Source organism: Nocardia callitridis (assembly GCF_039543305.1).
GTDB lineage: Bacteria > Actinomycetota > Actinomycetes > Mycobacteriales > Mycobacteriaceae > Nocardia > Nocardia callitridis.
This window is the reverse complement of the sequence record NZ_BAABJM010000005.1, coordinates 67,710-94,087: the sequence shown is the minus strand read 5'-3', so window position 1 is coordinate 94,087 and position 26,378 is coordinate 67,710. Positions and strand designations below refer to the sequence as shown.

The following is a 26,378-nucleotide window of genomic DNA, read 5'->3' as shown; positions in this document are numbered from 1 at the left end:
GCACCGGGCGCGCGTCACGGATGTCGGTGTCGCGCACGGATTCGTCGTGTCTCCCGGTGTACCTACTGCGAGTTAGGTGTTCGCGCCCGGTTATTCGTCGCGTGCGGGCGGGTCGGTTTTCTCGGCATCGACGGCAGACGCTGCGGTCGTATCGGTACCGCTCGTGCCGTTTGCCGTGCCCGCGCTGTTCGGTGTGGTCGTCGCGCCGGTCCCGGCCTCTTCGGCCGAATCGTTCGCGTCGGCTGTCGTCGCGTCCGCCTTCTCCGATCCGGTGGCCTTGGCCGTCGAGCTCGCGGAAGGCTGTGCGAACGGGTCGGGGATACGCCCGCCCGAAGCGTTCGCCAATTCGCGAACCCGGTCGTAGCTCACCGCGGGCAACTTCACCTCGCCGCCGTCGACGAGATCGGCGCGCACGTACCCCCGCTTCGGGATGCGCACCCCTTTCAGCTGCGACCAATCCAGGTGCCGCTTCCCGAGCACCGTCCGCAGATCGAGCCCTTCGGCGGAGACCGTGGTCTGGGTTCGTTGCACCCATACCCCCACGCCGACCGGGATCAACAGCAGCCACCACAGGGCGATCGGCCAACCGACGAACGCGAAGAACGCGCACATCAGCAGGATGAACACGCCGAGAAACGCCAACCGGGGGATGCGGATCACCGTGGGCTTCGAGCTGCCACCCGTATCCGCTCCCGCGTCGGGAGTGTGGGACGATTTAGCCGGTGGCACGGACTGATGCGGTGATGACACACCACCATCCTCGCATCCTGGTGAATGGAACCTAGCAGCCGCACTGTCCCACATAATGGGACGCACTGAGTCATCTGTTTGACTCATCGGTTCACGTCCGCTTAACGTCGTGCGCGTGAATCGAAACGAGTTGCTCGTAATCGGCCGGCGCGTCCAGCGTTGAGCCTGACTACCTGAGTCGAATACGTCAGCTCGCGTTGCGACGCGCCACCCTCGATCAGCCATGGGCTGTCGGGGGTTTTTTGTTGTTCGGGCCATGATCCGGAGGAATCGCCCAAATCCCTCGGATCTCGGCTCAGTCGGCAGATCGCAAGACACCGCATGTCAGGAACAATTCGGGGTCGGAACGACAAGCAGTTAGGAACGAAGACGGTGAGTGCACCAACCGCACGGCCAGGGCCATCGGCCCGCAAGCCTGCGCCTTCGGCGAATCAACAGCCAACATCGACGAGCTCGGCGGCCAACCGCCGCCAGGTCCCGCCCGAGCGGGTCACCGGCGCGCAGTCGGTAGTCCGTTCGCTCGAGGAGCTCGGCGTCGACACCGTATTCGGCATTCCCGGCGGTGCGGTTCTCCCGGTGTACGACCCGCTGTTCGATTCGACCAGGGTGCGGCACGTGCTGGTGCGTCACGAGCAGGGCGCGGGCCACGCGGCCACCGGTTACGCGCAGGCCACCGGCAAGGTCGGCGTCTGCATGGCGACCTCGGGCCCCGGCGCGACGAACCTCGTCACCCCGATCGCCGACGCCCAGATGGATTCCGTCCCGATCGTCGCGATCACCGGCCAGGTCGCGCGCGGCCTGATCGGCACCGACGCCTTCCAGGAAGCCGACATCTCCGGCATCACCATGCCGGTCACCAAGCACAACTTCCTCATCACCGAGGCCATCGACATCCCACGCATCCTGGCCGAGGCCTTCTATCTGTCGTCGAGTGGTCGGCCCGGCGCGGTGCTCGTCGATATCCCCAAGGACGTGCTGCAAGCTCAGACCACCTTCAGCTGGCCGCCGGAACTGCGCCTGCCCGGCTACCGCCCGGTCACCAAGCCGCACGGCAAGCAGGTGCGCGAGGCCGCCAGGATGATCGCCGAGGCCAAGGCCCCGGTGCTCTATGTCGGTGGTGGTGTGATCAAGGCCGATGCCTCGCCCGAGCTGCGCGAGCTGGCCGAACTCACCGGCATCCCGGTGGTCACGACGCTGATGGCCCGCGGCGCCTTCCCCGACAGTCACCCGCTGAACATGGGTATGCCCGGCATGCACGGCACGGTGGGCGCGGTTGCGGCACTACAGAAGTCGGACCTGCTGATCACCCTCGGCGCCCGATTCGACGACCGGGTCACCGGTCAGCTCGACTCCTTCGCACCCGACGCGAAGGTGATCCACGCCGACATCGACCCCGCGGAGATCGGCAAGAATCGACACGCGCATGTGCCGATCGTCGGCGACTGCCGCGAGGTGATCACCGAGCTGATCGAAACGCTGAAGGCCGACCCTTCCGCGTCGTCGGGCCCACTGGACCTCACCGAATGGTGGAAATATCTCGAGGGCGTCCGCACCAGCTACCCGTTGGGTTGGGCCGCGCCCAGTGACGGTTCGCTCTCCCCGGAATTCGTCATCGACGCACTCGGTCGACTCGCCGGACCCGACGCGGTGTACTGCGCCGGTGTCGGGCAGCACCAGATGTGGGCCGCCCAGTTCATCAAGTACGAGAACCCGCGCACCTGGTTGAACTCCGGTGGTCTCGGCACGATGGGTTACGCCGTGCCTGCCGCGATGGGCGCGAAGATGGGCGTCCCCGACAAAGAGGTGTGGGCGGTCGACGGTGACGGCTGCTTCCAGATGACCAACCAGGAACTGGCCACCTGCGCCGTCGAGAACGTGCCGATCAAGGTGGCGCTGATCAACAACGGCAACCTCGGCATGGTCCGACAGTGGCAGACGCTGTTCTACCAGGAGCGTTACTCCAACACCGACCTCGGCACCCACACGCTGCGCATCCCCGATTTCGTCAAGCTCGCCGAAGCGCTCGGCTGCCACGGCATCCGGGTCGAGCGGGAAGAGGACGTCGAGGCCGCGATCCGCGAGGCGCAGTCGATCACCGACCGTCCCGTGGTGATCGATTTCATCGTGGGTAAGGATGCCCAGGTGTGGCCGATGGTCGCCGCGGGCACCGGCAATGACGAGATCATGGCCGCGCGCGGCATCCGCCCGCTGTTCGACGAGGACGAGCAGGTCGCCGAGCCCGCCGTCATCCACGCGGCACTGACCAACGACCAGGCGGTGCCGGCCGAGCAGACCGCGACCGACAAGCCCGACGAGAACAAGGTGGACGAAGGATGAGCACGACCCACACCCTCAGCGTCCTGGTCGAGGACAAACCGGGCGTGCTGGCGCGGGTCGCCGCCTTGTTCTCCCGTCGCGGATTCAATATCGAATCGCTCGCGGTCGGCGGGACCGAGATCCAGGACATCTCGCGGATGACCATCGTCGTCACCGTCGAGGACCTGCCGCTCGAGCAGGTCACCAAGCAGCTCAACAAGCTGGTGAACGTCATCAAGATCGTCGAGCAAGACGCCGACAGTTCGGTGGCCCGCGAGTTGATCCTGGTGAAGGTGCGCGCCGACGCCAGTGTGCGCACGCAGGTGATCGAGTCGGTGAATCTGTTCCGCGCCAAGGTGATCGACGTGTCGCCGGATTCGCTCACCGTCGAGGCGACCGGGACCCGGTCCAAGCTCGACGCATTGCTGCGCATGATGGAGCCCTACGGCATCCGGGAGATCGTTCAGTCCGGTGTCGTCGCCGTCGGCCGCGGTCCGAAATCGATCACGGCCACCCGCTAGGGTGGACGCTGATCGGCGGTCGGCAAACCCTGGTACGCAGGGGTTTTCGTCGATCACCGCACGCGCCGCCACGTCGTCACGAACCCGTGGATCTCGGTGCTGCCCAATTGTCAACGTGCGCAACACATGCGCACCGAATCCCCGTGTACGCGGGGACCATCCGATTCGAAGGGAACCCAACAGTGGCAGTCGAACTGTTCTACGACGATGATGCCGACCTGTCGATCATCCAGGGCCGCAAGGTCGCTGTCATCGGCTACGGCAGCCAGGGCCACGCGCACTCGTTGAGCCTGCGCGACTCCGGCGTCGAGGTCCGCATCGGCCTCAAGGAAGGCTCCAAGTCGCGGGCCAAGGCCGAAGAGGCCGGTCTTGCCGTCGGCACCCCCGCCGAGGTTTCGGAGTGGGCCGACGTCATCATGCTGCTCGCGCCCGACACCGCGCAGGCGGCGATCTTCACCAACGACATCGAGCCCAACCTGAAGGACGGCGACGCGCTGTTCTTCGGCCACGGCCTCAACATCCACTTCGGCCTGATCAAGCCCGCGGCCAACATCACCGTCGCGATGGTCGCCCCGAAGGGCCCCGGCCACCTGGTGCGTCGTCAGTTCGTCGACGGCAAGGGTGTGCCCGCGCTCATCGCGGTCGAGCAGGACCCGAAGGGCGAGGGTCAGGCGCTGGCGCTGTCCTACGCCAAGGGCATCGGTGGCGCGCGCGCCGGTGTCATCAAGACCACCTTCAAGGAAGAGACCGAGACCGACCTCTTCGGTGAGCAGGCTGTGCTCTGTGGTGGCACCGAAGAGCTGGTCAAGACCGGCTTCGAGGTGATGGTCGAGGCGGGCTACGCCCCCGAGATGGCGTACTTCGAGGTGCTGCACGAGCTCAAGCTCATCGTCGACCTCATGTACGAGGGTGGCATCGCGCGGATGAACTACTCGGTCTCCGACACCGCCGAATTCGGTGGGTATGTGTCGGGCCCCCGGGTCATCGACGCCGACACCAAGAAGCGCATGCAGGACATCCTGCGCGACATCCAGGACGGCAGCTTCGTGAAGCGCCTCGTCGCGAACGTCGAGGGTGGCAACAAGGAGCTCGAGGGCCTGCGCAAGCAGAACGCCGAGCACCCGATCGAGGTCACCGGCGCCAAGCTGCGCGGCCTGATGAGCTGGGTCGATCGCCCGATCACCGAGACCGCGTAACGTCGTCTCGACAACGCGAAGGCGCCCGAGGACCACGAGTCCGCGGGCGCCTTCGCGCTGGTAGAAGGTGTCAGCTGCTGCCGAACAGCCCCCGAGGCTGGTTCTGCTGGAACAGCCACCACCATGGCACGCCCTGGTCGTAGCCACGATGATGATTCCACTGGTCGAACGGTCCGCGATTGTTCCATTGGTCGAACGGTCCGTTGTCGCAGCGCCAGTTGTCGAAGGGGCCGAAGCCACAGTTCCTGTCGTAGCGGGGATGGCTGACCTCGGTGACGCTCGGCGACTGAGAGGTTTCGGCGGAGGCGGGAACGGCCAACGCGGACAACGGAACCGCGACCAGTGCACCGGCGACTGCGACGCGGGCCAATGCCCGGCGCGATGTGGTGAACTTGCGCGAGGTAGACAACGTGAATCCTTTCGTTCCTGGTGAACGACTCGTTCACCGTCCCTTGCCCGTGCGGTGACGCTCCGCGCCTGTCACGGCGGGATGAATGTTGCAGTGTGGTCGTGGTTCTGACTACCGTGGTGACGGCGACCACATGCCTCCACTTTCGCGCACTTTCGCCGAAAGAACACCGGTTGCCGTCGGATTCACGGAAATATCAGCCCGAGGTATTAGGGGTTGTCCCCCAATGCGTCGCCGGGCACGCACGACGGCGGTGCGGCCAGCGCGACATCGGTCTTACCTCGGCTTGCCAGGCTCGCTCGTGTGTTGCCCGATACGCACCACCCTGCTCGGAGGCCCCTGGTCACGGCAGGTGGCGTTGAAGCGAATAACCTTCCGGCGGTGGCGGTTTCGATGTCGGGCTGAGGTGGGTCCCGAACCGGCCGCGAGCGTAACGGGGGTGCTGCGTCGGGCCAGTGTGAGATGGGGGTAATAATATGAGGCCGGGGTTGGGTTGCTCACAGTGCGGGGAGTTCTTTGTGGCCAAATCTGAGTGGGCGTGGCATCGTTGATGCCGAGACCAGGGCATTCCTATTTGCCAGAATCTGGCTCGTCTACAGGAAAGTATGAAATGGCTCAGGGTGTTGTGAAGTGGTTCAACAGCGAGAAGGGCTTCGGCTTCATCGCGCAAGACGGCGGAGGCCCCGACGTCTTCGTGCATTACTCGGCTGTCAGCGGCTCGGGTTTCCGGTCGCTCGACGAGGGCCAGCGCGTGGAGTTCGAGATCGGCCAGGGTCAGAAGGGCCCGCAGGCCCAGGACGTCCGCGTCCTCTGATCACGACCTAGACTTCCGGAGAGGCCCCACACCACACGGTGTGGGGCCTCTCCGCATGGTGGGGTGGGCTCGGGGGCGAGATGGCCTCGGTGATCTCAGTGGTGCGACAACGTGACTGGGTTCGATGCCCGGTGGCGCGCGTTCTCGTCTCGGGCTCGTGTGTCGTCGATCGTGCGAGCGCGGCTGCGTCGATTGGCGCGACCGCGGTATGTGCCTGGCGGTTCGCCGCGCAGCACGGGGTTCCTGTCAGCGGGCCCGAATTGTGCTTTTCATATTCCGACGGGACCGGCGTTCGGTAAGGGGTCTCGCCATTGTTTTCGGTGCCCCTATTTGTATTGGAACCGCGCATGCTTCGGCTCAGTAATTACTCAGGAACTAATTCGATAGCCCAGGTTTGCGCCGGTGGGAGAGATGCGAATCCATCTGGACAGTTGACTAGAAGAGCAGGTAGATCGCGTGTCCTATGTGACTTGAGTCACTAATTAGAGTTAAACGTGTCGTGCATCACAATTGCTGAATTCCCGTAACTCACGCTGCCCGGGCGTCGATGTTTCTTGTGTCAGCCAGTAAGAACTGGAGCGAACTTTCGACGAAGAGGTAATTCCATGATCCCCGTTATCATCGACACCGGTAGTGCGGCTGCGGACGCCCTGTTCAGCACCGTCGGCGCCGCTCTGCACGGAGTGCTCAACACCCTGTGGACGGGATCTTTCGGCGGCTGAGTTCACTGAAGGCGTCCCCACTCGAGCCGGTCCTGCTTATGCGCGGGACCGGCTTTTCGTGTTCTCGGTCAGCGCGGCCGCGATCTGATCGGGGTGGGTGAGTGGCGCGAAGTGTCCCGCCGACTCGATGACCGTGGTCGGGTGTGCGCTGGCCACCGTGAGTGGATCGTCGGCGCCGACCACGAGGTGGACCGGCGTTGCTACCCGGTCGAGTAGTTCGCGAAGTTCACGGCGAGTGGACGCTGCTCCCGCCGTGCGGTGGGCGCCGACGGCGCGTGCGGCCACGCCGGGTCTGCGCAGATTCGCCGCCGCGCTGGCTACGCCCTCGCTCTCGGGGACCGCGAGCAGCTGCGCGAGCCGCCGCGCCGAAACCCTGCGCAGGGCAATGGTTGTCAGTGGCGAACGAAGCGGGATTCGCGTGCGTTCTTGGAGGAAGGCTGGCGCGACGAGGACGATCCCGGACACGCGATCCGGATGCGCCGCGGCGTAACGAAGTACCGGAGCGCAACCGAGCGAATGACCGACGAGTACCGGCCGCGTTTCCACCGACCGCAGCGCGCGGGCCAGCCCGTCGTCGATCGAATCGGGCGCGGATCGGCCGAGGCCGGGAAGGTCGATGACCATGCTCGTCCCGTCGAGGCTGCCACGCACGCCTGCCCATTCCTCGCTGTCGAGCGGCAGTCCGTGCGCGAGCACATATTTCGGTGTGCGTCGATCGCCACCAACCCATGCGCCGTCGAGGAATCCGGCGCTCGGATCGGCGTCGACCGCACCGAACCGGCTGGCAACCAGGTGCTCGACCCACCGACGCAGGACATCTTCCACCGGGGGCATGGTGAGCCCGGCGCGGCGTGCGATGTCTTCGGCGGCGGTGGTGTCGTAGCGATCCTCGGTGAGGAACGTGAGGGTCTCCGGGTCGGCACCGGTCACCGCCCGAGGCAATCGCGCGAGTACCCCGGCCGGGATCATGGCCCGCGGCGCGCGCACCCCGAGATGGTCGGCGACAAGCCGAATCAGGCTGGGTAGCATGGGAGTTCGCTGGTCGAGGACAGTGTAGGAGTGCCCTGCGGTATCGGGCAGCTTCGGCAGGGCGATCAGAAAGCCCACGAAGTAGTCGAGATCGACGACCGGAACGAAGGTGTCGTTTCCGCCGGGGATCGCGGGAAGCTTTCCGCGCCAGAGGTCTTCGATGACCTTCGCCAGTCCGATGTATTGCCCCGTTCCGACGACGCTGCTCGGGTTGGCGATCGTCAACGGGATGTTCTTCGCCTCGGCGCGCTGCCGCAGCAGCTGGTCGGATTCGACCTTGGTCGACTCGTAAGCGCCGCTGTCGGAGTGCTTTTCGGCCGCGCTGTCGGCTGTTACGCGGTAACCGCTGATGTGCACGACGCGGCGTAGGTCGCGCAGCCTTCCCGCCCATTCGAGCGCATGGAGGGCGCCGGTGACGTTCACGGCGTACGCGTCCTGGTGTTCGAGTCCGAACGCGAAGCGCGCGGCGCAGTTGTAGACGTCGCGAATATCGCTGTGGTCGAGCCGCTCCGGTAGTCCGAGGTCGGGTGCGGTGACGTCGCAGGAAACAACGGTGAGTCCGCGCCGGTCGATGTCGTGTGCGTCCAGCCAGGTGGTCAACCTTCGGTCGGTGCCGGGGCGGACGGCGGCGACTACCCGGTGATCCTGCCGCAGGAGGTGGGCGACGATGGCGCGGCCGATGAATCCGGCCGCGCCGATCACGATGCTTCCTGACATGTCACTCCTTCTAGATCGGTCTACATATTTTTGGACGAGGACAAACGCCGCGAAGATTCACCGCCGGGATCAGAGCATGCTGCGGATGACGCGACCGACTTGCTCCAACGGCGCGCGACTGCGTTTGGCGCGTGCCAGCAGCAAACCGCCCTCGACCATGGCCAACAGGCTCGTCGCCAGGTCCTCGGCGTCCGGTCGTTGTTCGGCTGCGAGCCGATCACGGATCGCGCGCTCCCAGGACTCGTAGGCGGCGGCGCATTTCGCTTGGATCTGATCGCTGGTCGCCGCGATATCGAGGGTGACCTGCGCGACCGGGCAGCCCGCTGCCCATCCCGTCGCCTCCAGTCGATTACCGAGGACGGTGAGCAGATCCGTCGCCAAGTCGGCGGAGCCTCGGCCTTCGGTGGGTGCGGTAGGGGAGTCGCCGTCCTCGGTGGCCGAGAGTGCCGCCGCGATTTCGGCACCGGCCTGCGCGACGGCCTCCGCGACGATCTGGTCTTTACCCGAGGGGAAGTGGTAGTACAGCGATCCCCGTGGCGCGCCACTGGTTTCGATGATCTGGTTCAGGCCCGCGCCGTAGTAACCCCGCTTCTCGATGAGCGCGCGGGTGGCATCGAGCAGCTTGGCGCGTGTCTGCGAACCCTTGGTGCCCATGGGTCAAGAGTAGACCGGTCTGCATAATTTCTCCATCCCGTTCGCCGCCCGTACTGACGACAGCCGCCAGCCAGGGGGTCGGGTCGCCGGAAATCGTGCCTACTAAGCTGACCCTCGGTAATGCCGACCCTCTTCTCCCAGGAGTAACCCACAGTGAGCCAAGCAGGCCGTCCCGTAGTTCTGATCGCCGACAAGCTCGCCAAGTCGACCGTCGACGCGCTCGGAGACGCCGTCGAGGTTCGCTGGGTCGACGGTCCCGATCGCCCCGCCCTGCTGGCCGCGGTGCCCGAGGCAGACGCGATCCTGGTTCGCTCGGCGACCACCGTCGACGCCGAAGTACTCGAAGCGGGCAAGAAGCTGAAGATCGTCGCGCGCGCCGGCGTCGGCCTCGACAATGTCGATGTGCCCGCGGCCACCGAGCGTGGCGTGCTGGTCGTGAACGCGCCGACCTCCAACATCCACACCGCCGCCGAGCACGCCGTCACGTTGCTGCTCGCCGCGGCGCGGCAGATCCCGGCCGCCGACGCGACCCTGCGTGAGCACACCTGGCAGCGCAGCAAGTTCAACGGTGTCGAGATCTTCGACAAGACCGTGGGTGTCGTCGGACTCGGCAGGATCGGTCAGCTGTTCGCCGCGCGCCTCGCCGCCTTCGAGACCAAGATCGTCGCCTACGACCCCTACGTCTCGCCCGCGCGCGCCGCGCAACTCGGTATCGAACTGCTCAGCCTGGACGAGCTGCTCGAGCGCGCCGACCTCATCTCGGTACACCTGCCGAAAACGCCGGAGACCAAGGGCATCATCGGCAAGGAAGCCATCGCCAAGACCAAGCCCGGCGTCATCATCGTGAACGCCGCGCGCGGCGGGCTCGTCGACGAGTCCGCGCTGGCCGAGGCCATCAAGTCGGGGCACGTGCGCGCCGCCGGACTCGACGTCTACGAGACCGAGCCCTGCACCGACAGCCCGCTGTTCGAGCTGCCGCAAGTCGTGGTGACCCCGCACCTCGGTGCTTCCACCTCCGAAGCGCAGGACCGCGCGGGCACCGATGTCGCCAAGTCGGTATTGCTCGCGCTCGCGGGTGAATTCGTGCCCGGCGCGGTGAACGTCACCGGTGGCGCCGTCGGCGAGGACGTCGCGCCGTGGCTGGACATCGTGCGTAAGCAGGGCGCACTGCTCGGCGCGGTGTCCAACGAACTTCCGGTGAGCGTCGAGGTACAGGTGCGCGGCGAGCTGGCCGCCCAGGATGTCGCGGTGCTCGAGCTGGCCGCGCTGCGCGGTGTGTTCTCGGCGCTGGTCGAAGACCAGGTGACCTTCGTCAACGCGCCCGCCCTTGCCAAGGACCGCGGCATCACCACCGAGGTCACCACCGCGGCCGAGAGCCCCACTCACCGCAGCGTCGTCGACCTGCGCGCGGTGTTCGGTGACGGACGCACCCTGAATGTCGCCGGCACACTGACCGAACCGCAGCAGGTGCACAAGATCGTCAACATCAACGGCCGCAATTACGACATGCGGGCCGAAGGGCTCAACCTGGCCGTGTTGAACTACGAGGACCGCCCGGGTGCGCTCGGCAAGGTCGGTACCAAGCTCGGCGAGGCGGGCGTCGACATTCTGGCGGCGCAGCTGAGCCAGGACGTCGACAAGGAAGGCGCCACGGTCATCCTGCGGGTCAACCGCGAGGTGCCCGCCGACGTGCAGACCGCGATCGCGGAGGCCGTCGGTGCCGCCAAGGTCGTTGCCGTCGACCTGTTCTGACCTTCCCCGGTGCGGTCCGCCACCCGTGTGGTGGCGGCTCCCGGTGCTCGTCCGCGAGCGCCCGCCTAGTACCGTGACGATGCTTGTCGACCGCAAGGCGCACGCCACCGGCGGTCGGCACGGACGCTTTCGCGGTGGCCAGGTGTCGGCGCGTCCAGCTCGCCGTGGGTCGTTCCCTCGGTCGCGATATCGAATGGAGCAGTGTTGTCATGAGGCTTGCGGTCATCCCCGGCGACGGAATCGGTCCCGAGGTCATCACCGAGGCGCTGAAGGTGCTCGACGCTGTCGTGCCCGGAGTCGACAAGACGACCTATGACCTCGGCGCCAAGCGCTACAACGTGACCGGACAGGTGCTGCCGGATTCGGTACTTCCGGAGCTGAAGCAGCACGACGCCATCCTGCTCGGCGCGATCGGTGACCCCTCGGTGCCGAGCGGCGTGCTGGAGCGCGGGCTGTTGCTGCGCACCAGGTTCGAACTCGACCACCACGTGAATCTGCGGCCCTCCAAGCTGTTTCCCGGCGTCACGAGCCCGCTGGCCGGTGATCCCGAGATCGATTTCGTCGTGGTACGGGAAGGGACCGAAGGGCCCTACACCGGTACCGGCGGTGCGATCCGTGTCGATACTCCGCACGAGGTCGCGACCGAGGTCAGTACGAACACCCGCTTCGGGATCGAGCGTGTGGTGCGCTACGCGTTCGCGAAGGCACAGGCGCGGCGTGGGCACCTCACGTTGGTGCACAAGAACAATGTGCTCACCTTCGCGGGATCACTGTGGCAGCGCACCGTGAACGAGGTCGCCACCGAATTCCCCGACGTGACAACGGCTTACCAGCACATCGATGCCGCCACCATCCACATGGTGAACGATCCCGGTCGTTTCGACGTGATCGTCACCGACAACCTGTTCGGTGACATCATCACCGACCTCGCCGCCGCGGTCAGCGGTGGCATCGGTCTGGCGGCCAGCGGCAATATCGACGCCTCCGGCACCAACCCGAGCATGTTCGAGCCGGTGCACGGCAGCGCCCCCGACATCGCGGGCCAGTCCAAGGCCGACCCCACTGCCGCGATCCTCTCGGTCTCGCTGCTGCTCAACCACCTCGGCAACACCGAGGCGGCGGCCCGCGTCGAAGCCGCGGTCGAGAAGGACCTCGCCGCGCGCACGGGTGCCGCGTCCACGGTCGAAATCGGCGACCGCATCGCCGCCGCTGTCTGAGCGCGTGTGCCGCCGCGGCGGCATCGATGCGATGGTTCGAGTTTCGTAACAGGCTCGGCGGTTGGTGGACTTCCCGCGCTTCGGTCGCGGTCGCGCAGCCGACGGCAACGCTCGGTGATCTACCGGCCGACGTCGCCGCCCACGTGGCCGCAGTGCGGTGCGCGGCAAGTGATCCCGTTGTCTTCCCCGAGGTGTCGCTGACCCGGTATGGCATGAATGTCGCGGCCGTGGCTGTCGACGACACGCGCCTTGTTCCACTGATCGATGCGTGCCGTGCGGCGAACACGGTCGCGGTGGTCGGTACCGCCGGAACAGACCGAGGCCGGAGGGTGAGGTATCGGCGTGTCGGCCGTTTCGGCCGCAGGTGCCGAGGTGGTCTAGGTGACGATGTCGCTCGGCGACACAGCGACTCGTTACTTCGATGTCGGCTCGAAACCCGGCGCCATCGAGGTGGAGGGGTGGCGGGTCGGCGTCGGCGTGTGTCAGGACACCAGGTCCGTCGATCATCTCGATCAGACGGCTGCCCGAGGTAGCGATCTGTACGTCGCGGGACTTGTGCACCGACCCGACGAGTTCGGTGAACTCGGGCCCGCCGAATCGCCGCCGCGTACGCGGCGGCGTTCGCGAGCTTCGCGGTGCCGACGGGCGGTGTTTCTTGGAAACCTGTGGTGGCTCGGGAATCTGGGACCGAGCGGGAGATTCGGTGCGGCAGCTGGGGTAACGACCGGACACTTGTCGTCGTCGCGAGGTGCGCCCGGCGCCTTCGACCGGCGTCGACCGGTTCCCTCCACGCTCGAATCCTCGTCCGGCAGCGCCCGTTTCATGGGTCTGCTCCTCGAAAATTGTGCGCAGTAATGCTGTTCGTCGATCAATCGGCTCGCGAGACCGAATGTCTGGCGGTCGCCACGGGGTGGGTGAGTGTGTGGAAGGCAGGTCGGCCGAGTGGTGGCCCTGATGACGATTCGGTGAGACGGGTTGCCTTGCTGTGCATTACGTCGCGGCCTCGGGTCCGCGCTGACGCGTCTGTTCCACCGCGACCGGAACAACGGGGATCGCCGCCGCCGCGAGTACGGCGGCCACCAAATAAGCGGCGGGGAAACCGGCTGCGGTGATGAAGGCGCCGAACACGGGCGGGATGGCGGCCATGGTCAGATTCTGGCCCGTGTTCTGAATGCCTAGACCGCGGCCACTCCAATAGGGGCCTGCTATCTCCGCGACCGAGGTGAAGGCCAATCCGTTGTCGGACACCGTGATTACCGAGGCGAGGACCAGCAACGGGATCGCGGCCCACCACCACTGTGTCCACGCGGTGAACGCCAGCGCGCCCATCGAGATCACCGCCGCGATCGCGACGGTGCGCAGCGGTCGCATCCTGCTGCCGACTCGATCCGACCACGCGCCGGCACCGATCCGGCCGAGCGCGCCGAGGAATTGGGTTGCGGTGACCAGGGTTCCGGCCGCCGTCACCGACCAGCCGACATCGCGGTGCAGCCACAACAGCGCGAAGGTCCACACCATGCCCTGAGGCACCACCAACAACACCGAGACGGCGTGAATGCGCCACAGCGTGCTCGCGCCGCGATACGGGTTGGCCCGCAAGACCGGTTCCGTGCTTTTCGGTCGAGGCGGATCGACGATGCCGAAGTAGCAGCCGAGCGCGGCGACGCCCGCCATCAGCGCGGGCACCAGAATCGCCACCGGCACACCATGTCCCGCCGCGACCGCGGGCACTGCCAGCGCGCCGATGCCGACGCCGAGCGGCTGCGCGGTCTGTCGGATACCCATCGCCAGTCCACGGCGGTGCGGTGGGAACCAGCCGATAATGACGCGTCCGCTCGCGCCGTTGGTGCTCGCCGCCCCGATGCCACCGATCAGCAGCGTGGCGCCGAGGGCGATGGTGTTGGTGGTGAGTGCCGCCGCGCAGCCTGCCACGAGCATGATCGCTGGACCGAGGACGAGCACCTTGCGTTCGCCGATTCGGTCGACCACGTATCCCCATGCGATCAATGTGCACATCAGCCCGACGGTGGGCATGGTCACAAGCAAACCGGCTGTCGCCAAGTGCATTCCGCGATCGGTGAGCGCCGGAAGCAGGAACGAGACGCCGTATTGGAAGACCGCGCTCGAAGCCTGCGCGAAAACCCCGAGACCGAGCATCGACCAGCGCCGAACGTCGTTCATCCCCGCTGCCGTTGCCACCGACCTCACCTCGAAATCTCAAAATATGGGATACAGTTCTCACTAGTTGAGTAACGTCGCTCACGGTACACCCGGTGGAACCCGTGCGCGCCGAGCCGAGCTGTTCGACTCCTCACAGGGTGCGCGCCACGCCGGTATCCGACCGCATGGTCGGGCGCGTCGCAGCAGGTGGCGCCGGGTAGATACACTGCGAAACATGCGTCTAGGTCGAGTAGCCAGTCCCGATGGTGTCGCGTTCGTCAGCATCGAAGGGGAGGGGAGCGAAAGTACTGCGAAGGAGATCGCGGAGCACCCGTTCGGTACACCGACGTTCACCGGTCGCAGTTGGCCGGTAGCCGACGTGCGATTGCTCGCGCCGATTCTGGCGAGCAAGGTGGTCTGCATCGGGAAGAACTACGCCGCGCATGCGGCCGAGATGGGCGGCGAAGCCCCCGCCGACCCGGTGATCTTCCTCAAGCCCAATACCTCGATCGTCGGCCCGAACGCCTCGGTCGTCTTGCCGCCCAGTTCCTCTCAGGTCGACTACGAGGGCGAGCTCGCGGTGGTGATCGGCCGCCCGTGCAAAGACGTGCCCGCCGCCCGCGCGTTCGATGTGGTGCTCGGTTACACCGCCGCCAACGACGTCACCGCCCGTGACCACCAGCGCCACGACGGCCAGTGGACCAGAGGCAAGGGCTATGACACCTTCTGCCCGCTCGGCCCGTGGATCGAAACCTCCTTGGATCCCTCGGATCTGGAGATCACCACCGAGGTCGACGGCGAGGTCCGCCAGCGCAGTCGTACTTCGCTTCTGCTGCACGACATTCCGGCCATCATCGAATGGATCACCTCGGTGATGACGCTGCTGCCCGGCGACGTGATACTCACCGGCACCCCGGAAGGGGTCGGCCCGATACAGTCGGGTCAGCAGGTGTCCGTCACCGTCGAGGGTATCGGTACCCTCGCCAATCCCGTTGCCGCCAAACGCTGATCGAAAGAGAGCCATGACTGAAGTACGGGTCCGATTTTGCCCGTCGCCCACCGGAACGCCGCATGTCGGCTTGATCCGTACGGCGTTGTTCAATTGGGCCTACGCCAGGCACCATGGTGGGAAATTCGTGTTCCGCATCGAAGATACCGATGCCGCACGGGATTCCGAGGATTCCTACCGTGCGCTGCTGGACGCGCTGCGCTGGCTCGGCCTCACATGGGATGAGGGGCCGGAGGTGGGGGGTCCTTACGAGCCCTACCGCCAATCATTGCGTCGGGACTTGCATTTGGACGTGGCGCGGCGTTTGCTGGCGGCCGGGGAAGCCTACGAATCCTTCTCCACGCCGGAAGAGGTGGAGGCGCGCCATCGCGCCGAGGGGCGCGACCCGAAGCTCGGTTACGACAACTACGACCGCGACCTCACCGCCGAGCAGATTCAGGCCTACCGCGATGCGGGCAGGCCCTCGGTGCTGCGGCTCAGGATGCCCGACGAGGACATCTCCTGGCAGGACCTCGTGCGCGGCGAGACCGTTTTCAAAGCGGGCGTCGTCCCCGATTTCGCGCTCACCCGAGGGACAGGCGAGCCGCTGTACACGCTGGTCAACCCGGTCGACGACGCGTTGATGCGGATCACCCACGTGCTGCGCGGTGAGGACGTGCTCTCCTCGACCCCGCGTCAGCTCGCGCTGTACGCCGCATTACGCAGGATCGGGGTCGCGGAGTTCACGCCCGAGTTCGGTCATCTGCCCTTTGTGATGGGCCCGGGAAACAAGAAGTTGTCCAAACGTGACCCGGAGTCGGATCTGTTCGCTCACCGCGGTCGCGGATTCATCCCTGAGGGTTTGCTGAATTACCTCGCGTTACTCGGATGGGGTATCGCCGACGACCACGATGTGTTCACGATGGCGGAGATGGTCGACGCGTTCGACATATCGAAAGTTAATTCGAATCCGGCGCGTTTCGACCAGAAGAAGGCAGACGCTATCAATGCCGAACACATCCGATTGCTGGAGCCGGGAGATTTCACCTCGCGGCTTCGCGAACATCTGACCGAACACGGCCACATCGGTGCCGAAATCGATGAGAAGAAGTTCGCGACGGCGGCCGAACTCGTCCAGACGCGGATTGTCGTGTTGTCCGACGCTTGGGATCTCTTGCGATTCTTGTTCGTGCCCGCCGAGCAGTTCGCGATCGACCCCGCCGCGGGAGCGAAGAATCTCGGATCCGACGCCGCCGCGGTTCTCGGGGCGGCCATCGCCGCGCTGGAGCCGCTCGCGCACTGGACCACCCCCACTATCGAGGAGGCGCTGAAAACCGCGCTGATCGAGAATCTGGGGCTCAAACCGCGCAAGGCATTCGCGCCGGTGCGGGTCGCGGTCACCGGCTCGCACATCAGCCCGCCACTGTTCGAATCGCTGGAGTTGCTCGGGCGCGAAACCGCGCTGGCGCGGCTGCGCTCTGCGGTGGACTGGACACCGCCTGCCGCAGCGACCTCCTGACCGCTGCGAGATACCCCGTCCCAGGCCCAAAATCATGGCTTCTACCAGGCGATTTGTAGTAAGCGGGTAGCTGTTTGGTACTCTTCTCCTCGTTCAGGAGCCGGTCGGCGCATCAAGCCAGACGCGAGACTATCGGGCCTGGTCAGTGGGCTATGGTGTAATTGGCAACACAGCTGATTCTGGTTCAGCCGTTCTAGGTTCGAGTCCTGGTAGCCCAGCGGAGATAGCTTGTCGATTTCGGTTCGCGACCGAAATCAGCACAGCATCCGGCGATTTGGTCGCCGAGCTCCGGCCGGTTAAGCTGGCCGAGCCTCCTGATCGAAAGATCAACCAAGGTGCTTTCCTTCACCGGAGAGCAGTCCTGGCCCCGTCGTCTAGCGGCCTAGGACGCCGCCCTCTCAAGGCGGTAGCGCGGGTTCGAATCCCGTCGGGGCTACACCAGATGCACGGCTCATGCTCATGGAGAGCATGAGCCGTTTCTGGTTTCGCGTGTTTTTTTGGGGGTGCAACCCCCAAGCCCCGCCCGGAGGGCTTCGCCCCCGGACCCCCGTCGGCGTGGCTTCGCTCGCCGAGGGGTGCGAGGTCGGCCAGGGGTGAGTTGGTGGTGGCGCGGTGTTTTGTGTGTGTCTGACCGTGCAACCAGCACGGGAGTTGCTCGAATCGCAGGCCGTGCTTGTTCGCGGGCTGGGGTAGGGCGGTAAACGCCGAACGACCTTGTGGCCTGGGTGGCGCACAAGGTCGTTCGGGGTGGGAGGGGTAGTTAGCCGCTCTTGCGGCGGAACTCGCGTTTATGGGTGTTGCTGCTGTGGGCGCCGGAGGCCTTGGAGCGGCCGTCCAGGTGGTCGCGGGCGGTGGTGGTTTGTTGTTTCTTGCGCTCCAGTGCCTCGCGGAACTTGCGCTTCACCTCGTCGGCGCCCTGTTCGGTAGTTTCGGGACCTTCGGGTTGCGTCATCCCTGCTCCTCGCTGCTCACCGGTCGCGCGCCGCGTCCTCGCGTGGCGGTGCCCGAGCCGAATCGTGTCGGAGGGATGACGTTAGCCGCCCGTCCTGGCGGTGTCAGGTGGATATTCGGCGTGGTGAACGATCAGCTCGCCGCGGGTGCGGTGGATCCGCCGACCGGCATGGCCGGCAGGTCGAGCTTGCGGTGGTCCCAGCTGCGCACGCGGTCGGGTACCACGCGGATGGCGATGCGTTTGTGCAGCATGCCTTCGACCATCGGGCGCAGCTCCTCGCTGTAGGGGCCGGTATAGCGTTCCCACACACTGACGCCGACCGCGAACAGCCGCTCCGGATCCTCCACGATCTCCGCGTGACCCTCGACGGAAACACCGCGCAGCTGGTCGTAGGTCTCGCCCGCCTCGACCATGCAGGTGACGCGGGGGTCGCGGCGCAGGTTCACCGCCTTCTGCGACTTCGCCTTGGTCTCGAACCAGATCTCGCCGTCGATCAGGCCGTACCACATCGCGGTCAGATGCGGGGCCCCCTGCGGCCCGTTGCTCGCGAGGGTGATGACGCGGCTGCGCTCGAGGAATTCGGTGATCTCGGAGTCGGACATGATGATTTTCGCCCGTTGGTTGACGCCCATGTGCCAACTGTAATGACTCGGATCTGAAACCTGTTACAGCCGTTTGTGTAGTGCCTCGGCCGCGGCGACGAGATCGGCGGCCCAGCGCGCCCCTGGCCTGCGGCCCATCCGATCGATCGGACCCGACACCGAGATGGCCGCGACGACGGTGCCTGCCGCATCGCGAACCGGCGCCGAGACACTGGCAACGCCCGCCGCGCGTTCGGCGGCGCTCTGCGCCCAGCCGCGCTTGCGTACCTCGACGAGCACACGTTCGCCGTAGGCGGCCTCGGCGAGGATGTCGTCCTGGAGCGCCTGGTCGGCCCACGCGACGAGAACCTTCGCCGCCGAGCCCGCCGTGAGCGGCAGCCGGGCGCCGACGGGGACGGTATCGCGCAGACCGACGGGCGGCTCGAGGGCCGCGACGCAGAGGCGTGCGTTGCCGTCGAGCCGATAGAGTTGCACGCTCTCCCCGGTGATCTCACGCAGGCGCGGCAGGATGGTCGAGGCCGCGTCGAGTAGCGGGTCATTGGCGCCGGTGGCCAGTTCGGCGAGGGCGGGGCCCGGTCGCCACAGTCCGTTGGCATCCCGGTCGAGCAGTCGGTGTACTTCGAGGCCGACCGCGAGGCGATGCGCGGTAGCCCTCGGCAGCCCGGTCCTGGTGCAGAGCTCGGTGAGACCGCAGGGGTGTTCGGCGACGGCATAGAGCACCGCCACAGCTTTGTCGAGTACGCCGATGCCGCTATGCTGTCTCATAGAACGATATTAGCGTCTCGGATTCTGGGATACCAATGACCCGGAAGCCCGCGGTGCTCGGCGAATACCCGACACCGTGGAACCCGGCTCCGAGGCACTTCGGCTCGGACCCGTGCGGCAGCGTTGTCAGCCCATCGCCGCCGCCGGCCCCCGTTGCCCGGTGCCTCGCCTCGATCCGACTGCGCCGAATCGGCACAAAATCACGCAGCCGCCTCCGCGTCCGGACTCCCGGAACTCGGGACGGGTGCTTCGTTGCGAAAGGTGATCGACAATGGCCGAACCTCGTACCCTGGCCGAGAAAGTTTGGGAGCAGCACGTCGTTGTCCGTGGCGAAGGTGACGGCACCGCACGTGAACCGGATCTGATCTACATCGATCTGCATCTGGTGCACGAGGTGACGAGTCCGCAGGCGTTCGACGGCCTGCGGGTGGCGGGCCGGCCGGTGCGAAGGCCGGACCTCACCATCGCGACCGAGGACCACAATGTCCCCACCGTCGATATCGATCTGCCGATCGCCGACCCGATTTCGCGAACCCAGGTGGAAACACTGCGGCGTAATTGCGCGGAATTCGGTGTGCGGCTGCATCCGATGGGCGACCTCGATCAGGGAATCGTGCACGTCGTGGGTCCGCAGCTCGGGTTGACGCAGCCGGGCACGACCGTGGTGTGCGGCGACAGCCATACCTCGACCCACGGCGCTTTCGGCGCGTTGGCGATGGGGATCGGTACTTCCGAGGTCGAGCATGTGCTTGCCACGCAGACACTCTCGCTGCGCCCGTTCAAGACGATGGCGATCACCGTGGACGGCGCGCTGCCGCCCGGTGTCACGAGCAAGGATCTGATTTTGGCCGTGATCGCCGAGATCGGCACGGGCGGCGGTCAGGGATATGTGCTCGAGTACCGGGGAGAGGCGATTCGCGCGATGTCGATGGAGGCGCGAATGACCGTATGCAACATGTCCATCGAGGCGGGCGCACGGGCCGGGATGATCGCCCCCGACGAGACCACCTACGAATTCCTGCGCGGGCGCCCACACGCGCCGCAGGGAGCCGACTGGGATGCCGCAGTGGCCGCGTGGGAGCAGCTGAAGACCGATGACGACGCGGTTTTCGACGCCGAGGTGCATATCGACGCCTCCGCGCTCACCCCCTTCGTCACCTGGGGTACGAACCCTGGACAGGGTGCACCGCTGGGCTCTTCGGTCCCCGACCCGGCGCAGATCGCGGACGAGTCGGCGCGGGACTCGGCGGAGAAAGCATTGCGGTACATGGATTTGACGCCGGGTATGCCGTTGCGTGATGTTGCCGTCGATACCGTATTCGTCGGTTCGTGCACCAACGGCCGGATCGAGGATTTGCGTGCTGTAGCCGATATTTTGAAGGGTCGCAAGGTGGCCGACGGTGTGCGAATGCTGGTTGTACCGGGCTCGATGCGGGTACGTGCCGAGGCGGAAAAAGAAGGACTCGGCGAGATTTTCGATGCGGCGGGTGCCGAATGGCGCCAGGCGGGCTGCTCAATGTGCTTGGGAATGAATCCGGATCAGCTCGATCCGGGCCAGCGCTGCGCGTCGACCTCGAACAGGAACTTCGAGGGCAGGCAGGGCAAAGGCGGCCGGACACACCTGGTTTCCCCGCTGGTGGCGGCCGCGACGGCGGTCAGGGGCCGGTTGTCGGCGCCGACCGATCTGGACTGAGCGCACCGAAAATCTGATTCAGCTATCAACTACAGGAGATTCGATATGGAAGCCTTCACTGAGCACAAGGGGATCGGCGTACCGTTCCGCCGGTCGAATGTCGATACCGACCAGATCATCCCCGCCGTCTATCTGAAGCGAGTCACACGAACGGGATTCGAGGACGGACTGTTCGCGGCATGGCGATCCGATCCCGACTTCATTCTCAACACCGAGCCCTACAAGCGGGGAACTGTGCTGGTGGCCGGTCCTGATTTCGGTACTGGTTCCTCGCGTGAGCACGCGGTGTGGGCGCTGTCGGACTACGGCTTTCGAGTCGTCATCTCGTCGCGCTTCGCAGACATCTTCCGCGGCAATGCGGGTAAGGGTGGTCTGGTGGCCGCACAGATGTCACAGAACGATGTCGAAATGCTCTGGAAGTTGCTCGAGGAACAGCCTGGTCTCGAATTGGTTGTGGACCTCCAGGCGCGCACGGTGACGGCTGGAACCGCTGTGTTGCCGTTCGATATTGATGACTATACGAGGTGGCGTCTGTTGGAAGGATTGGACGACATCGGGCTCACCTTGCGCCGTAGTGACGCGATCGACCGGTTCGAAAACACAAGGCCAGCATGGAAACCCACAACGCTGCCAGCGCGCATTTAGTGCACGTAATCGGCCCTTTGTGATAGCTGTGCGCCCCACTGGGCGGTAGCTGAGCGTGTGCTAAACCACATGAATTTTGGCGTGGCACATAGACTCTTGCCCATTGTGGGTTTACCGTGGTACCTAGTCGGTCCGACGACGGGCCATTAGTCTGCGGAGGATTCAATGAACAAGGCGGAACTGATCGACGTTCTGACCGAAAAGTTGGGTACAGACAGGCGCACGGCCACCGCGGCAGTCGAGCATGTGGTCGACACCATCGTGCGTGCTGTGCACAAGGGTCAGAGCGTCACAATCACCGGATTCGGTGTGTTCGAACAGCGTAAGCGTGCGGCTCGAGTTGCCAGGAACCCGCGCACCGGCGAAACCGTCAAGGTGAAGCCGACGTCGGTGCCCGCGTTCCGTCCGGGCGCTCAATTCAAGGCCGTGATCGCGGGCAAGCAGAAACTTGCCTCCAGCGGTCCTGCCGTGAAGCGCGGTGTGAATGCGCCGGTGGCTGCCAAGAAGGCAGCGAAGAAGACGACAGCGCGTAAGACTGCTGCCAAGAAATCGACCGCGACCAAGGGTCCGGCGAAGACGACCGCACGCAAGGCAGCCACCAAGGCTCCTGCGAAGTCGACCGCGCGCAAGACGACTGCCACGAAGACGGCCGCGAAGAAGGCTCCCGCCACCAGGGCCAGTGCCGCCAAGAAGGTAGCCGCCAAGAAGTCGGCAACGAAGGCAACGGCCGCCGCCAAGAAGACGGCCGCCGCCAAGAAGACCGCGGCGAAGAAGGCTCCGGCCAAGAAGACCGCCGCCAAGAAGACCGCGGCTCGCCGCGGACGCTGAACCACCGCGCCAGAGTGGTTGGCGCGCGGGACGATCGGCGTTCGTCTTCGAACACCGATCGTCCGCGGTTACTCCAGCGAACGGCCCCGAGGACCCCTCGGGGCCGTTTCGTGTGTTCGTGTCCGCTCAGGTATTGACCTTCGAAGACAGGTGGGAGAGGGTAGGGGGCGGGCCGTGCAGGGGAATATCGCGTCAGACAGTGACGGCCGCTACGTCAGGTCCGCGCGAATGCCGTGGACAACGAACGATCCAGATGGTCGACGGCCACCAATTCGCGGTCGGCGAACGACAACACCCACACACTGCCTTTGCGGTTGCGTGCAGAGGGCAACGGGATTCCGTCGCGTTCGGTCCACCAGGCCAGCAGATCCGGAATTACCTTGCCCTGACTACAGATAACCGGCACACCCTTGTCCGGGATCAGGGCGCGCGCTCGGTCGCGTGCCTCGTTCGGCGATGCGGCGTAACCACTTTCGGAAAGCAGCGGCTCCAGCTCCACCTCGACGCCGAGCCGCTCGGCCAGTGGCGCCACCGTTTGCACACAGCGCAGCGGATCGGCAGCGTGCACCTCGGATGCGCCGAACGCCAACAGGTTCGGCGGCAGCGCCTGCGCGCGCGCGTGCCCGTGGTCGTCGAGTGGGCGCAGCTCGTCGGGGCCGTCGAAGCGGTCTCGGTGCCCGGCCTTGGCATGCCGCACCAACAGCAGTGTTCTGGTGTCGGGAGGTAAGCGGGTGAAGGCGCGGACCACTTGACGGTCCATCGGGTACGACAGCTGATCCATCACCTGATCCAGTGGATGCCAAGTCAGGACATCTACCTCGTCATTGGCGACGAAATCGCCGCCGTCGGCCTGTGCGGCCCAGTAATCGACGCGCTTGAGCTTGCGGTGGCCGGGAACGGGATAGGTGACGTGGCCGAGGTAACGCCCGAGCACGCAGCTGATCCCGGTTTCCTCGGCCACCTCACGGACGGCGGCCAATACCGGTGTCTCGCCGGGGTCCAGCTTGCCCTTGGGCAGTGACCAGTCCTGATATTTGGGGCGGTGCACCAGGGCGATCTCGAGTGCACCCGATCGTGGGTCACGCCGCCACAGCACCGCACCGGCGGCGTGAATATTGGCGGTCACACGGGGGTCTCGAAACGGCCGGAAGGGGTCACCTTCCATTTCGTAGCCGGTGACGCTCACTGCTGATCCGGGCGACGCAGCCGCATGAGGTGCTCCTGATGGTCGCGTACTTTCGCGCCGTCGCCTGCCACATACTCCGGCGAAGCGTGCCACCCGCCGTCGGAGCGCAGCACCCAGCAGCGCGTGGTGGGGTTGAGCGCCGAATCGAAGACCGCGCCCAATTGTTCGGTCAGGCGCGGATCCTTCACTTGCGCCATGACTTCCACGCGACGGTCGAGGTTGCGATGCATCATGTCGGCGCTGCCGATCCAGCATTCGTCCTGCGCCTGGAATTGCACGACGCGCGAATGTTCGAGGTAGCGGCCGAGAATCGAGCGCACCTCGATGTTGTCGCTCATGCCAGGCACGCCGGGGCGCAGCCCGCAGATGCCGCGCACGACGATCTGCACCGGCACACCGGCCTGCGAGGCGCGATAGAGGGCGTCGATGATCTCCTCGTCGACGATCGCGTTGGCCTTCACCCGGATTCGCGCGTTCTTGCCCTGGGTCGCCAGTTCGGTTTCGCGCTGGATGCGTTGGATGATTCCCGCGCGCACACCGTGCGGTGCGACAAGAAGGTTGCGGTAGTTCTCTTTTCGCGAGTAACCGGTGAGCGAGTTGAACAGGTCGGTCAGGTCGGCGCCGATCTCCGGTGCGGCGGTGAGTAATCCGACATCTTCGTAGATGCGGGCGGTCTTCGGGTTGTAGTTCCCGGTGCCGATGTGGCAGTAGCGGCGAATGGTCGCACCCTCGCGGCGCACCACCAGGCAGGTCTTGCAGTGGGTCTTGAGGCCGATCAGCCCGTACACCACGTGCACGCCCGCCTGCTCCAGCGCGCGTGCCCATTTGATGTTGGCCTGTTCGTCGAAGCGCGCCTTGATCTCCACCAGCGCGACCACCTGCTTGCCCGCTTCCGCGGCATCGATGAGCGCGTTGACGATCGGTGAATCACCGGAGGTGCGGTAGAGGGTCTGCTTGATCGCCAGCACCTGCGGGTCGGCGGCGGCCTGTTCGATGAAGCGCTGGACGCTCGTGGAGAACGAGTCGTAGGGGTGATGCACGAGGACATCACCCTCGCGCAGCGCCGCGAAAACGTTTCGGGGCGTTTCTCGTTCGCCGAACGCGGGCGGCGTCGCCGGGACGTAGGGCGCGTCCTTGAGGTTGGGTCGGTCGACGCCGTAGACCTGCCACAGGCAGGAGAGGTCGAGCAGGCCGGGCACCTGGACCACGTCGCCGGGGTCGACATCCAGTTCACGCAGCAACAGTTCGAGCATGTGTTCGGTCATGTCGTCGGAGACCTCGAGGCGCACCGGCGAGCCGAAGCGCCGGCGCGCCAATTCGCGCTCCAGTGCTTGCAGCAGGTCCTCGTCGCGGTCCTCGTCCACTTCGAAGTCGGCGTTGCGGGTGATGCGGAACGAATGCTGTTCCACCACTTCCATTCCGGGAAACAGCAGATCGAGGTGCGCGGCGATGAGCTCTTCCATCGGGAGGAACGCGGCGACCGGGGAGACGGGCTCGGTGCGCCGAACGCGAACGAATCGGTCGACATTGTCGGGCACCTTGACGCGCGCGAAATGCTCACCGCCGGTAGCGGAATCCTTCACCGTCACCGCGAGGTTGAGACTCAGGCCACTGATGTAGGGGAACGGGTGCGCCGGATCCACCGCGAGCGGAGTGAGCACCGGGAACACCTGGTCGTGGAAGTAGTCCGATAGTCGCCTGCGCTCGTCCTGATCGAGCGCGGCCCAGTCGATGATCGCGATGCCTTCGTCGGTGAGCGCGGGCAGTACGTCATCGAGAAAGACCTGCGCGTGGTGCACGGCGATTTCCTGCGCCCGCGCCGCGATCAGCTCCAATTGCTCGCCGGGTGAACGACCGTCGGCCGAGCGCACCAACAGGCCGGTCTCGGCGCGACGCTTGAGGCCGGCGACGCGCACCATGTAGAACTCGTCGAGATTCGACGCGAAGATGGCGAGGAACTTGGCGCGCTCCAGCAACGGGAGCGACGAGTCCTCGGCCAACGCCAGCACCCGCGCGTTGAAGTCGAGCCAGCTCAGTTCTCGATTGAGGTAGCGATCACTCGGCAACCGCTGGGCATTCGACTCGGTCGACAACGGTGCTGCCGCGGGTAGCGGGGTGGGCAGCACCTGTTGTTTGACGGTTTCCGTTTCGCTCACACCACCGATCATCCCTTACCGACCGCGCGGTGTGCAGCCCGTCATCGGGATTGATGCGCGAGTCACCTCGACCGAGCGATCTGCTAGCACACGTGCGGAACGTGCTCGTGAACACGACCCGGCCAGCCGATGGCGCGCAGGAGTGCACCGGTCGCCTCGCCGACGCCCAGTGCCGTCGCGAGATCGAGGTCCTCGGCGGTATCGACGTCGAGGCGAAGGCCCGGCCATTCGCCCGACAGCGTGACCGCACCCGCGCGCACATGGTTGTGCGCCGAGCCGGGGCCGAAGCGAGGATCCAGCGCCGCGTACGGGTCACGCACCACCAAGGCGGCGCTGCCGGTGCCGGTGTGATCGACGACCACCGAACGCAGCCCTGGCGGTGCGCTCGACAGCATGCCGGCGAGTTCTTCCGGCCGGACCGCGGGCAGATCCGCTTGCAGCGCCAGTAATTCGGTGGGTCCGTGCTCCTGGCGCAGGCGCAGCGCGACCGCGTTCAACGCGGTGTTCAGCCCATCGGATCCCGGTTCGGGTGGCTCGGGTTCGACCCCGGCGCCGAGCGCGCGCGCCACCTCGGCGACCGAGGGATCAGGGGTGACGATGGTGACGGAGCCGATCGCCGCGACGGCGGTGGCCGCGGTGACGGTGTCGGTCAACATGGCCAGCACCAACCGCGCCCGGTGGTCCGGGCGCAGCCGATCGGTCAGTCGGCTCTTGGCCCGATCGAGGCTCTTGACCGCGATCACGGCATGCACGGCGTGCGGGCGCATGCGTCCAATCCTTCCATGGC

22 protein-coding genes and 2 tRNA genes are annotated in these 26,378 nt (G+C 65.8%); 13 read left to right on the top strand and 11 right to left on the bottom strand.

Going from position 1 to position 26,378, the window contains the following annotated elements; genetic code table 11:
- Positions 1–90: 90 nt before the first annotated feature.
- Positions 91–750 carry a PH domain-containing protein gene (locus ABEA50_RS22990; RefSeq protein ID WP_345497834.1) on the bottom strand — a complete coding sequence of 220 codons (660 nt, stop codon included), beginning with the start codon at positions 748–750 and terminating at the stop codon, positions 91–93.
- Positions 751–1,122: 372 nt separating this feature from the next.
- Between ABEA50_RS22990 and ABEA50_RS22985 the strand changes: the two genes are divergently transcribed.
- From ABEA50_RS22985 to ilvC, 3 genes are all read left to right on the top strand, one after another.
- Entirely contained in the window at positions 1,123–3,087 is a 1,965-nt protein-coding gene (locus tag ABEA50_RS22985) for an acetolactate synthase large subunit (protein ID WP_345497833.1), read from the top strand.
- Positions 3,084–3,587, top strand: coding sequence for an acetolactate synthase small subunit (gene ilvN, locus ABEA50_RS22980; RefSeq protein ID WP_345497832.1), 504 nt, complete (start codon positions 3,084–3,086; stop codon positions 3,585–3,587). The genes ABEA50_RS22985 and ilvN overlap by 4 nt, the downstream gene beginning before the upstream one ends.
- Positions 3,588–3,769: 182 nt before the next feature.
- Positions 3,770–4,783 (top strand): ketol-acid reductoisomerase, encoded by a 1,014-nt coding sequence (gene ilvC / locus ABEA50_RS22975; protein WP_345497831.1) that lies wholly within the window; start codon positions 3,770–3,772, stop codon positions 4,781–4,783.
- A gap of 70 nt (positions 4,784–4,853) precedes the next feature.
- Here the strand turns inward: ilvC and ABEA50_RS22970 are convergent, their stop codons facing one another.
- A complete protein-coding gene (locus ABEA50_RS22970) occupies positions 4,854–5,192 on the bottom strand; it encodes a hypothetical protein (RefSeq protein ID WP_345497830.1) in 339 nt (112 codons plus the stop codon).
- 610 nt (positions 5,193–5,802) lie between these two features.
- Here ABEA50_RS22970 and ABEA50_RS22965 point away from each other — a divergent pair.
- The gene (locus ABEA50_RS22965) at positions 5,803–6,006 is read left to right on the top strand and encodes a cold-shock protein (RefSeq protein ID WP_040708909.1); all 204 of its coding nucleotides are present in this window, start codon (positions 5,803–5,805) and stop codon (positions 6,004–6,006) included.
- 758 nt (positions 6,007–6,764) lie between these two features.
- Here the strand turns inward: ABEA50_RS22965 and ABEA50_RS22960 are convergent.
- Positions 6,765–8,474 (bottom strand): alpha/beta fold hydrolase, encoded by a 1,710-nt coding sequence (locus tag ABEA50_RS22960; protein WP_345497828.1) that lies wholly within the window; start codon positions 8,472–8,474, stop codon positions 6,765–6,767.
- A 69-nt stretch (positions 8,475–8,543) separates the two neighbouring features.
- Positions 8,544–9,128, bottom strand: coding sequence for a TetR/AcrR family transcriptional regulator (locus ABEA50_RS22955; protein ID WP_345497827.1), 585 nt, complete (start codon positions 9,126–9,128; stop codon positions 8,544–8,546).
- A 153-nt stretch (positions 9,129–9,281) separates the two neighbouring features.
- On the opposite strand from ABEA50_RS22955, the gene serA reads away from it, so the two are divergent.
- A complete protein-coding gene (gene serA, locus ABEA50_RS22950; RefSeq protein ID WP_345497825.1) occupies positions 9,282–10,880 on the top strand; it encodes a phosphoglycerate dehydrogenase in 1,599 nt (532 codons plus the stop codon).
- 209 nt (positions 10,881–11,089) lie between these two features.
- Positions 11,090–12,097 carry a 3-isopropylmalate dehydrogenase gene (locus ABEA50_RS22945; protein WP_345497823.1) on the top strand — a complete coding sequence of 336 codons (1,008 nt, stop codon included), beginning with the start codon at positions 11,090–11,092 and terminating at the stop codon, positions 12,095–12,097.
- A gap of 990 nt (positions 12,098–13,087) precedes the next feature.
- Here ABEA50_RS22945 and ABEA50_RS22940 read toward each other — a convergent pair.
- Positions 13,088–14,278, bottom strand: coding sequence for an MFS transporter (locus ABEA50_RS22940; RefSeq protein WP_345498204.1), 1,191 nt, complete (start codon positions 14,276–14,278; stop codon positions 13,088–13,090).
- Between the two features lie 214 nt (positions 14,279–14,492).
- On the opposite strand from ABEA50_RS22940, the gene ABEA50_RS22935 reads away from it, so the two are divergent.
- The 4 genes from ABEA50_RS22935 (at position 14,493) to ABEA50_RS22920 (ending at position 17,200) form a co-directional block, all read left to right on the top strand.
- Positions 14,493–15,266 carry a fumarylacetoacetate hydrolase family protein gene (locus ABEA50_RS22935; RefSeq protein ID WP_345497821.1) on the top strand — a complete coding sequence of 258 codons (774 nt, stop codon included), beginning with the start codon at positions 14,493–14,495 and terminating at the stop codon, positions 15,264–15,266.
- Positions 15,267–15,279: 13 nt separating this feature from the next.
- On the top strand, positions 15,280–16,764 hold the full coding sequence (gltX, locus tag ABEA50_RS22930; RefSeq protein ID WP_345497819.1) for a glutamate--tRNA ligase: 1,485 nt from the start codon (positions 15,280–15,282) through the stop codon (positions 16,762–16,764).
- Positions 16,765–16,910: 146 nt separating this feature from the next.
- A tRNA-Gln gene (locus tag ABEA50_RS22925) sits at positions 16,911–16,982 on the top strand.
- Between the two features lie 145 nt (positions 16,983–17,127).
- Positions 17,128–17,200: transfer RNA gene (locus ABEA50_RS22920), tRNA-Glu, on the top strand.
- A gap of 324 nt (positions 17,201–17,524) precedes the next feature.
- Here ABEA50_RS22920 and ABEA50_RS22915 read toward each other — a convergent pair.
- The 3 genes from ABEA50_RS22915 to ABEA50_RS22905 form a co-directional block, all read right to left on the bottom strand.
- Positions 17,525–17,716, bottom strand: a complete 192-nt coding sequence (locus ABEA50_RS22915; protein WP_345497817.1) for a DUF5302 domain-containing protein — start codon at positions 17,714–17,716, stop codon at positions 17,525–17,527.
- A gap of 131 nt (positions 17,717–17,847) precedes the next feature.
- Entirely contained in the window at positions 17,848–18,348 is a 501-nt protein-coding gene (locus tag ABEA50_RS22910; RefSeq protein WP_345497815.1) for a pyridoxamine 5'-phosphate oxidase family protein, read from the bottom strand.
- 33 nt (positions 18,349–18,381) lie between these two features.
- Complete coding sequence (locus ABEA50_RS22905; RefSeq protein ID WP_345497814.1) at positions 18,382–19,083, bottom strand: IclR family transcriptional regulator; 702 nt, start codon at positions 19,081–19,083, stop codon at positions 18,382–18,384.
- A 271-nt stretch (positions 19,084–19,354) separates the two neighbouring features.
- Between ABEA50_RS22905 and leuC the strand changes: the two genes are divergently transcribed.
- From leuC to ABEA50_RS22890, 3 genes are all read left to right on the top strand, one after another.
- On the top strand, positions 19,355–20,776 hold the full coding sequence (gene leuC, locus ABEA50_RS22900) for a 3-isopropylmalate dehydratase large subunit (protein WP_345497813.1): 1,422 nt from the start codon (positions 19,355–19,357) through the stop codon (positions 20,774–20,776).
- 45 nt (positions 20,777–20,821) lie between these two features.
- Positions 20,822–21,421 (top strand): 3-isopropylmalate dehydratase small subunit, encoded by a 600-nt coding sequence (gene leuD, locus ABEA50_RS22895; protein WP_345497812.1) that lies wholly within the window; start codon positions 20,822–20,824, stop codon positions 21,419–21,421.
- 165 nt (positions 21,422–21,586) lie between these two features.
- Entirely contained in the window at positions 21,587–22,249 is a 663-nt protein-coding gene (locus ABEA50_RS22890) for an HU family DNA-binding protein (protein WP_345497811.1), read from the top strand.
- A gap of 214 nt (positions 22,250–22,463) precedes the next feature.
- Here the strand turns inward: ABEA50_RS22890 and ABEA50_RS22885 are convergent, their stop codons facing one another.
- The 3 genes from ABEA50_RS22885 to cofC all read right to left on the bottom strand — a co-directional run bounded on the left by ABEA50_RS22885 (position 22,464) and on the right by cofC (position 26,358).
- The gene (locus ABEA50_RS22885) at positions 22,464–23,414 is read right to left on the bottom strand and encodes an NUDIX hydrolase (protein ID WP_345498202.1); all 951 of its coding nucleotides are present in this window, start codon (positions 23,412–23,414) and stop codon (positions 22,464–22,466) included.
- A 17-nt stretch (positions 23,415–23,431) separates the two neighbouring features.
- On the bottom strand, positions 23,432–25,603 hold the full coding sequence (locus ABEA50_RS22880) for an RNA degradosome polyphosphate kinase (RefSeq protein WP_345497810.1): 2,172 nt from the start codon (positions 25,601–25,603) through the stop codon (positions 23,432–23,434).
- Positions 25,604–25,674: 71 nt separating this feature from the next.
- A complete protein-coding gene (gene cofC, locus ABEA50_RS22875) occupies positions 25,675–26,358 on the bottom strand; it encodes a 2-phospho-L-lactate guanylyltransferase (RefSeq protein ID WP_345497809.1) in 684 nt (227 codons plus the stop codon).
- Positions 26,359–26,378: the final 20 nt, after the last annotated feature.

Coding starts and splice junctions, on each gene's coding strand:
- ilvN (WP_345497832.1), top strand. CDS start 3,084: ATGAGCACGACCCACACCCTCAGCGTCCTGGTCGAGGACAAACCGGGC.
- ABEA50_RS22965 (WP_040708909.1), top strand. CDS start 5,803: ATGGCTCAGGGTGTTGTGAAGTGGTTCAACAGCGAGAAGGGCTTCGGC.
- ABEA50_RS22960 (WP_345497828.1), bottom strand. CDS start 8,474: ATGTCAGGAAGCATCGTGATCGGCGCGGCCGGATTCATCGGCCGCGCC.
- ABEA50_RS22955 (WP_345497827.1), bottom strand. CDS start 9,128: ATGGGCACCAAGGGTTCGCAGACACGCGCCAAGCTGCTCGATGCCACC.
- ABEA50_RS22945 (WP_345497823.1), top strand. CDS start 11,090: ATGAGGCTTGCGGTCATCCCCGGCGACGGAATCGGTCCCGAGGTCATC.
- ABEA50_RS22940 (WP_345498204.1), bottom strand. CDS start 14,278: ATGAACGACGTTCGGCGCTGGTCGATGCTCGGTCTCGGGGTTTTCGCG.
- ABEA50_RS22935 (WP_345497821.1), top strand. CDS start 14,493: ATGCGTCTAGGTCGAGTAGCCAGTCCCGATGGTGTCGCGTTCGTCAGC.
- gltX (WP_345497819.1), top strand. CDS start 15,280: ATGACTGAAGTACGGGTCCGATTTTGCCCGTCGCCCACCGGAACGCCG.
- ABEA50_RS22915 (WP_345497817.1), bottom strand. CDS start 17,716: ATGACGCAACCCGAAGGTCCCGAAACTACCGAACAGGGCGCCGACGAG.
- ABEA50_RS22910 (WP_345497815.1), bottom strand. CDS start 18,348: ATGGGCGTCAACCAACGGGCGAAAATCATCATGTCCGACTCCGAGATC.
- ABEA50_RS22905 (WP_345497814.1), bottom strand. CDS start 19,083: ATGAGACAGCATAGCGGCATCGGCGTACTCGACAAAGCTGTGGCGGTG.
- leuC (WP_345497813.1), top strand. CDS start 19,355: ATGGCCGAACCTCGTACCCTGGCCGAGAAAGTTTGGGAGCAGCACGTC.
- leuD (WP_345497812.1), top strand. CDS start 20,822: ATGGAAGCCTTCACTGAGCACAAGGGGATCGGCGTACCGTTCCGCCGG.
- ABEA50_RS22890 (WP_345497811.1), top strand. CDS start 21,587: ATGAACAAGGCGGAACTGATCGACGTTCTGACCGAAAAGTTGGGTACA.
- ABEA50_RS22885 (WP_345498202.1), bottom strand. CDS start 23,414: ATGGAAGGTGACCCCTTCCGGCCGTTTCGAGACCCCCGTGTGACCGCC.
- ABEA50_RS22880 (WP_345497810.1), bottom strand. CDS start 25,603: ATGATCGGTGGTGTGAGCGAAACGGAAACCGTCAAACAACAGGTGCTG.
- cofC (WP_345497809.1), bottom strand. CDS start 26,358: ATGCGCCCGCACGCCGTGCATGCCGTGATCGCGGTCAAGAGCCTCGAT.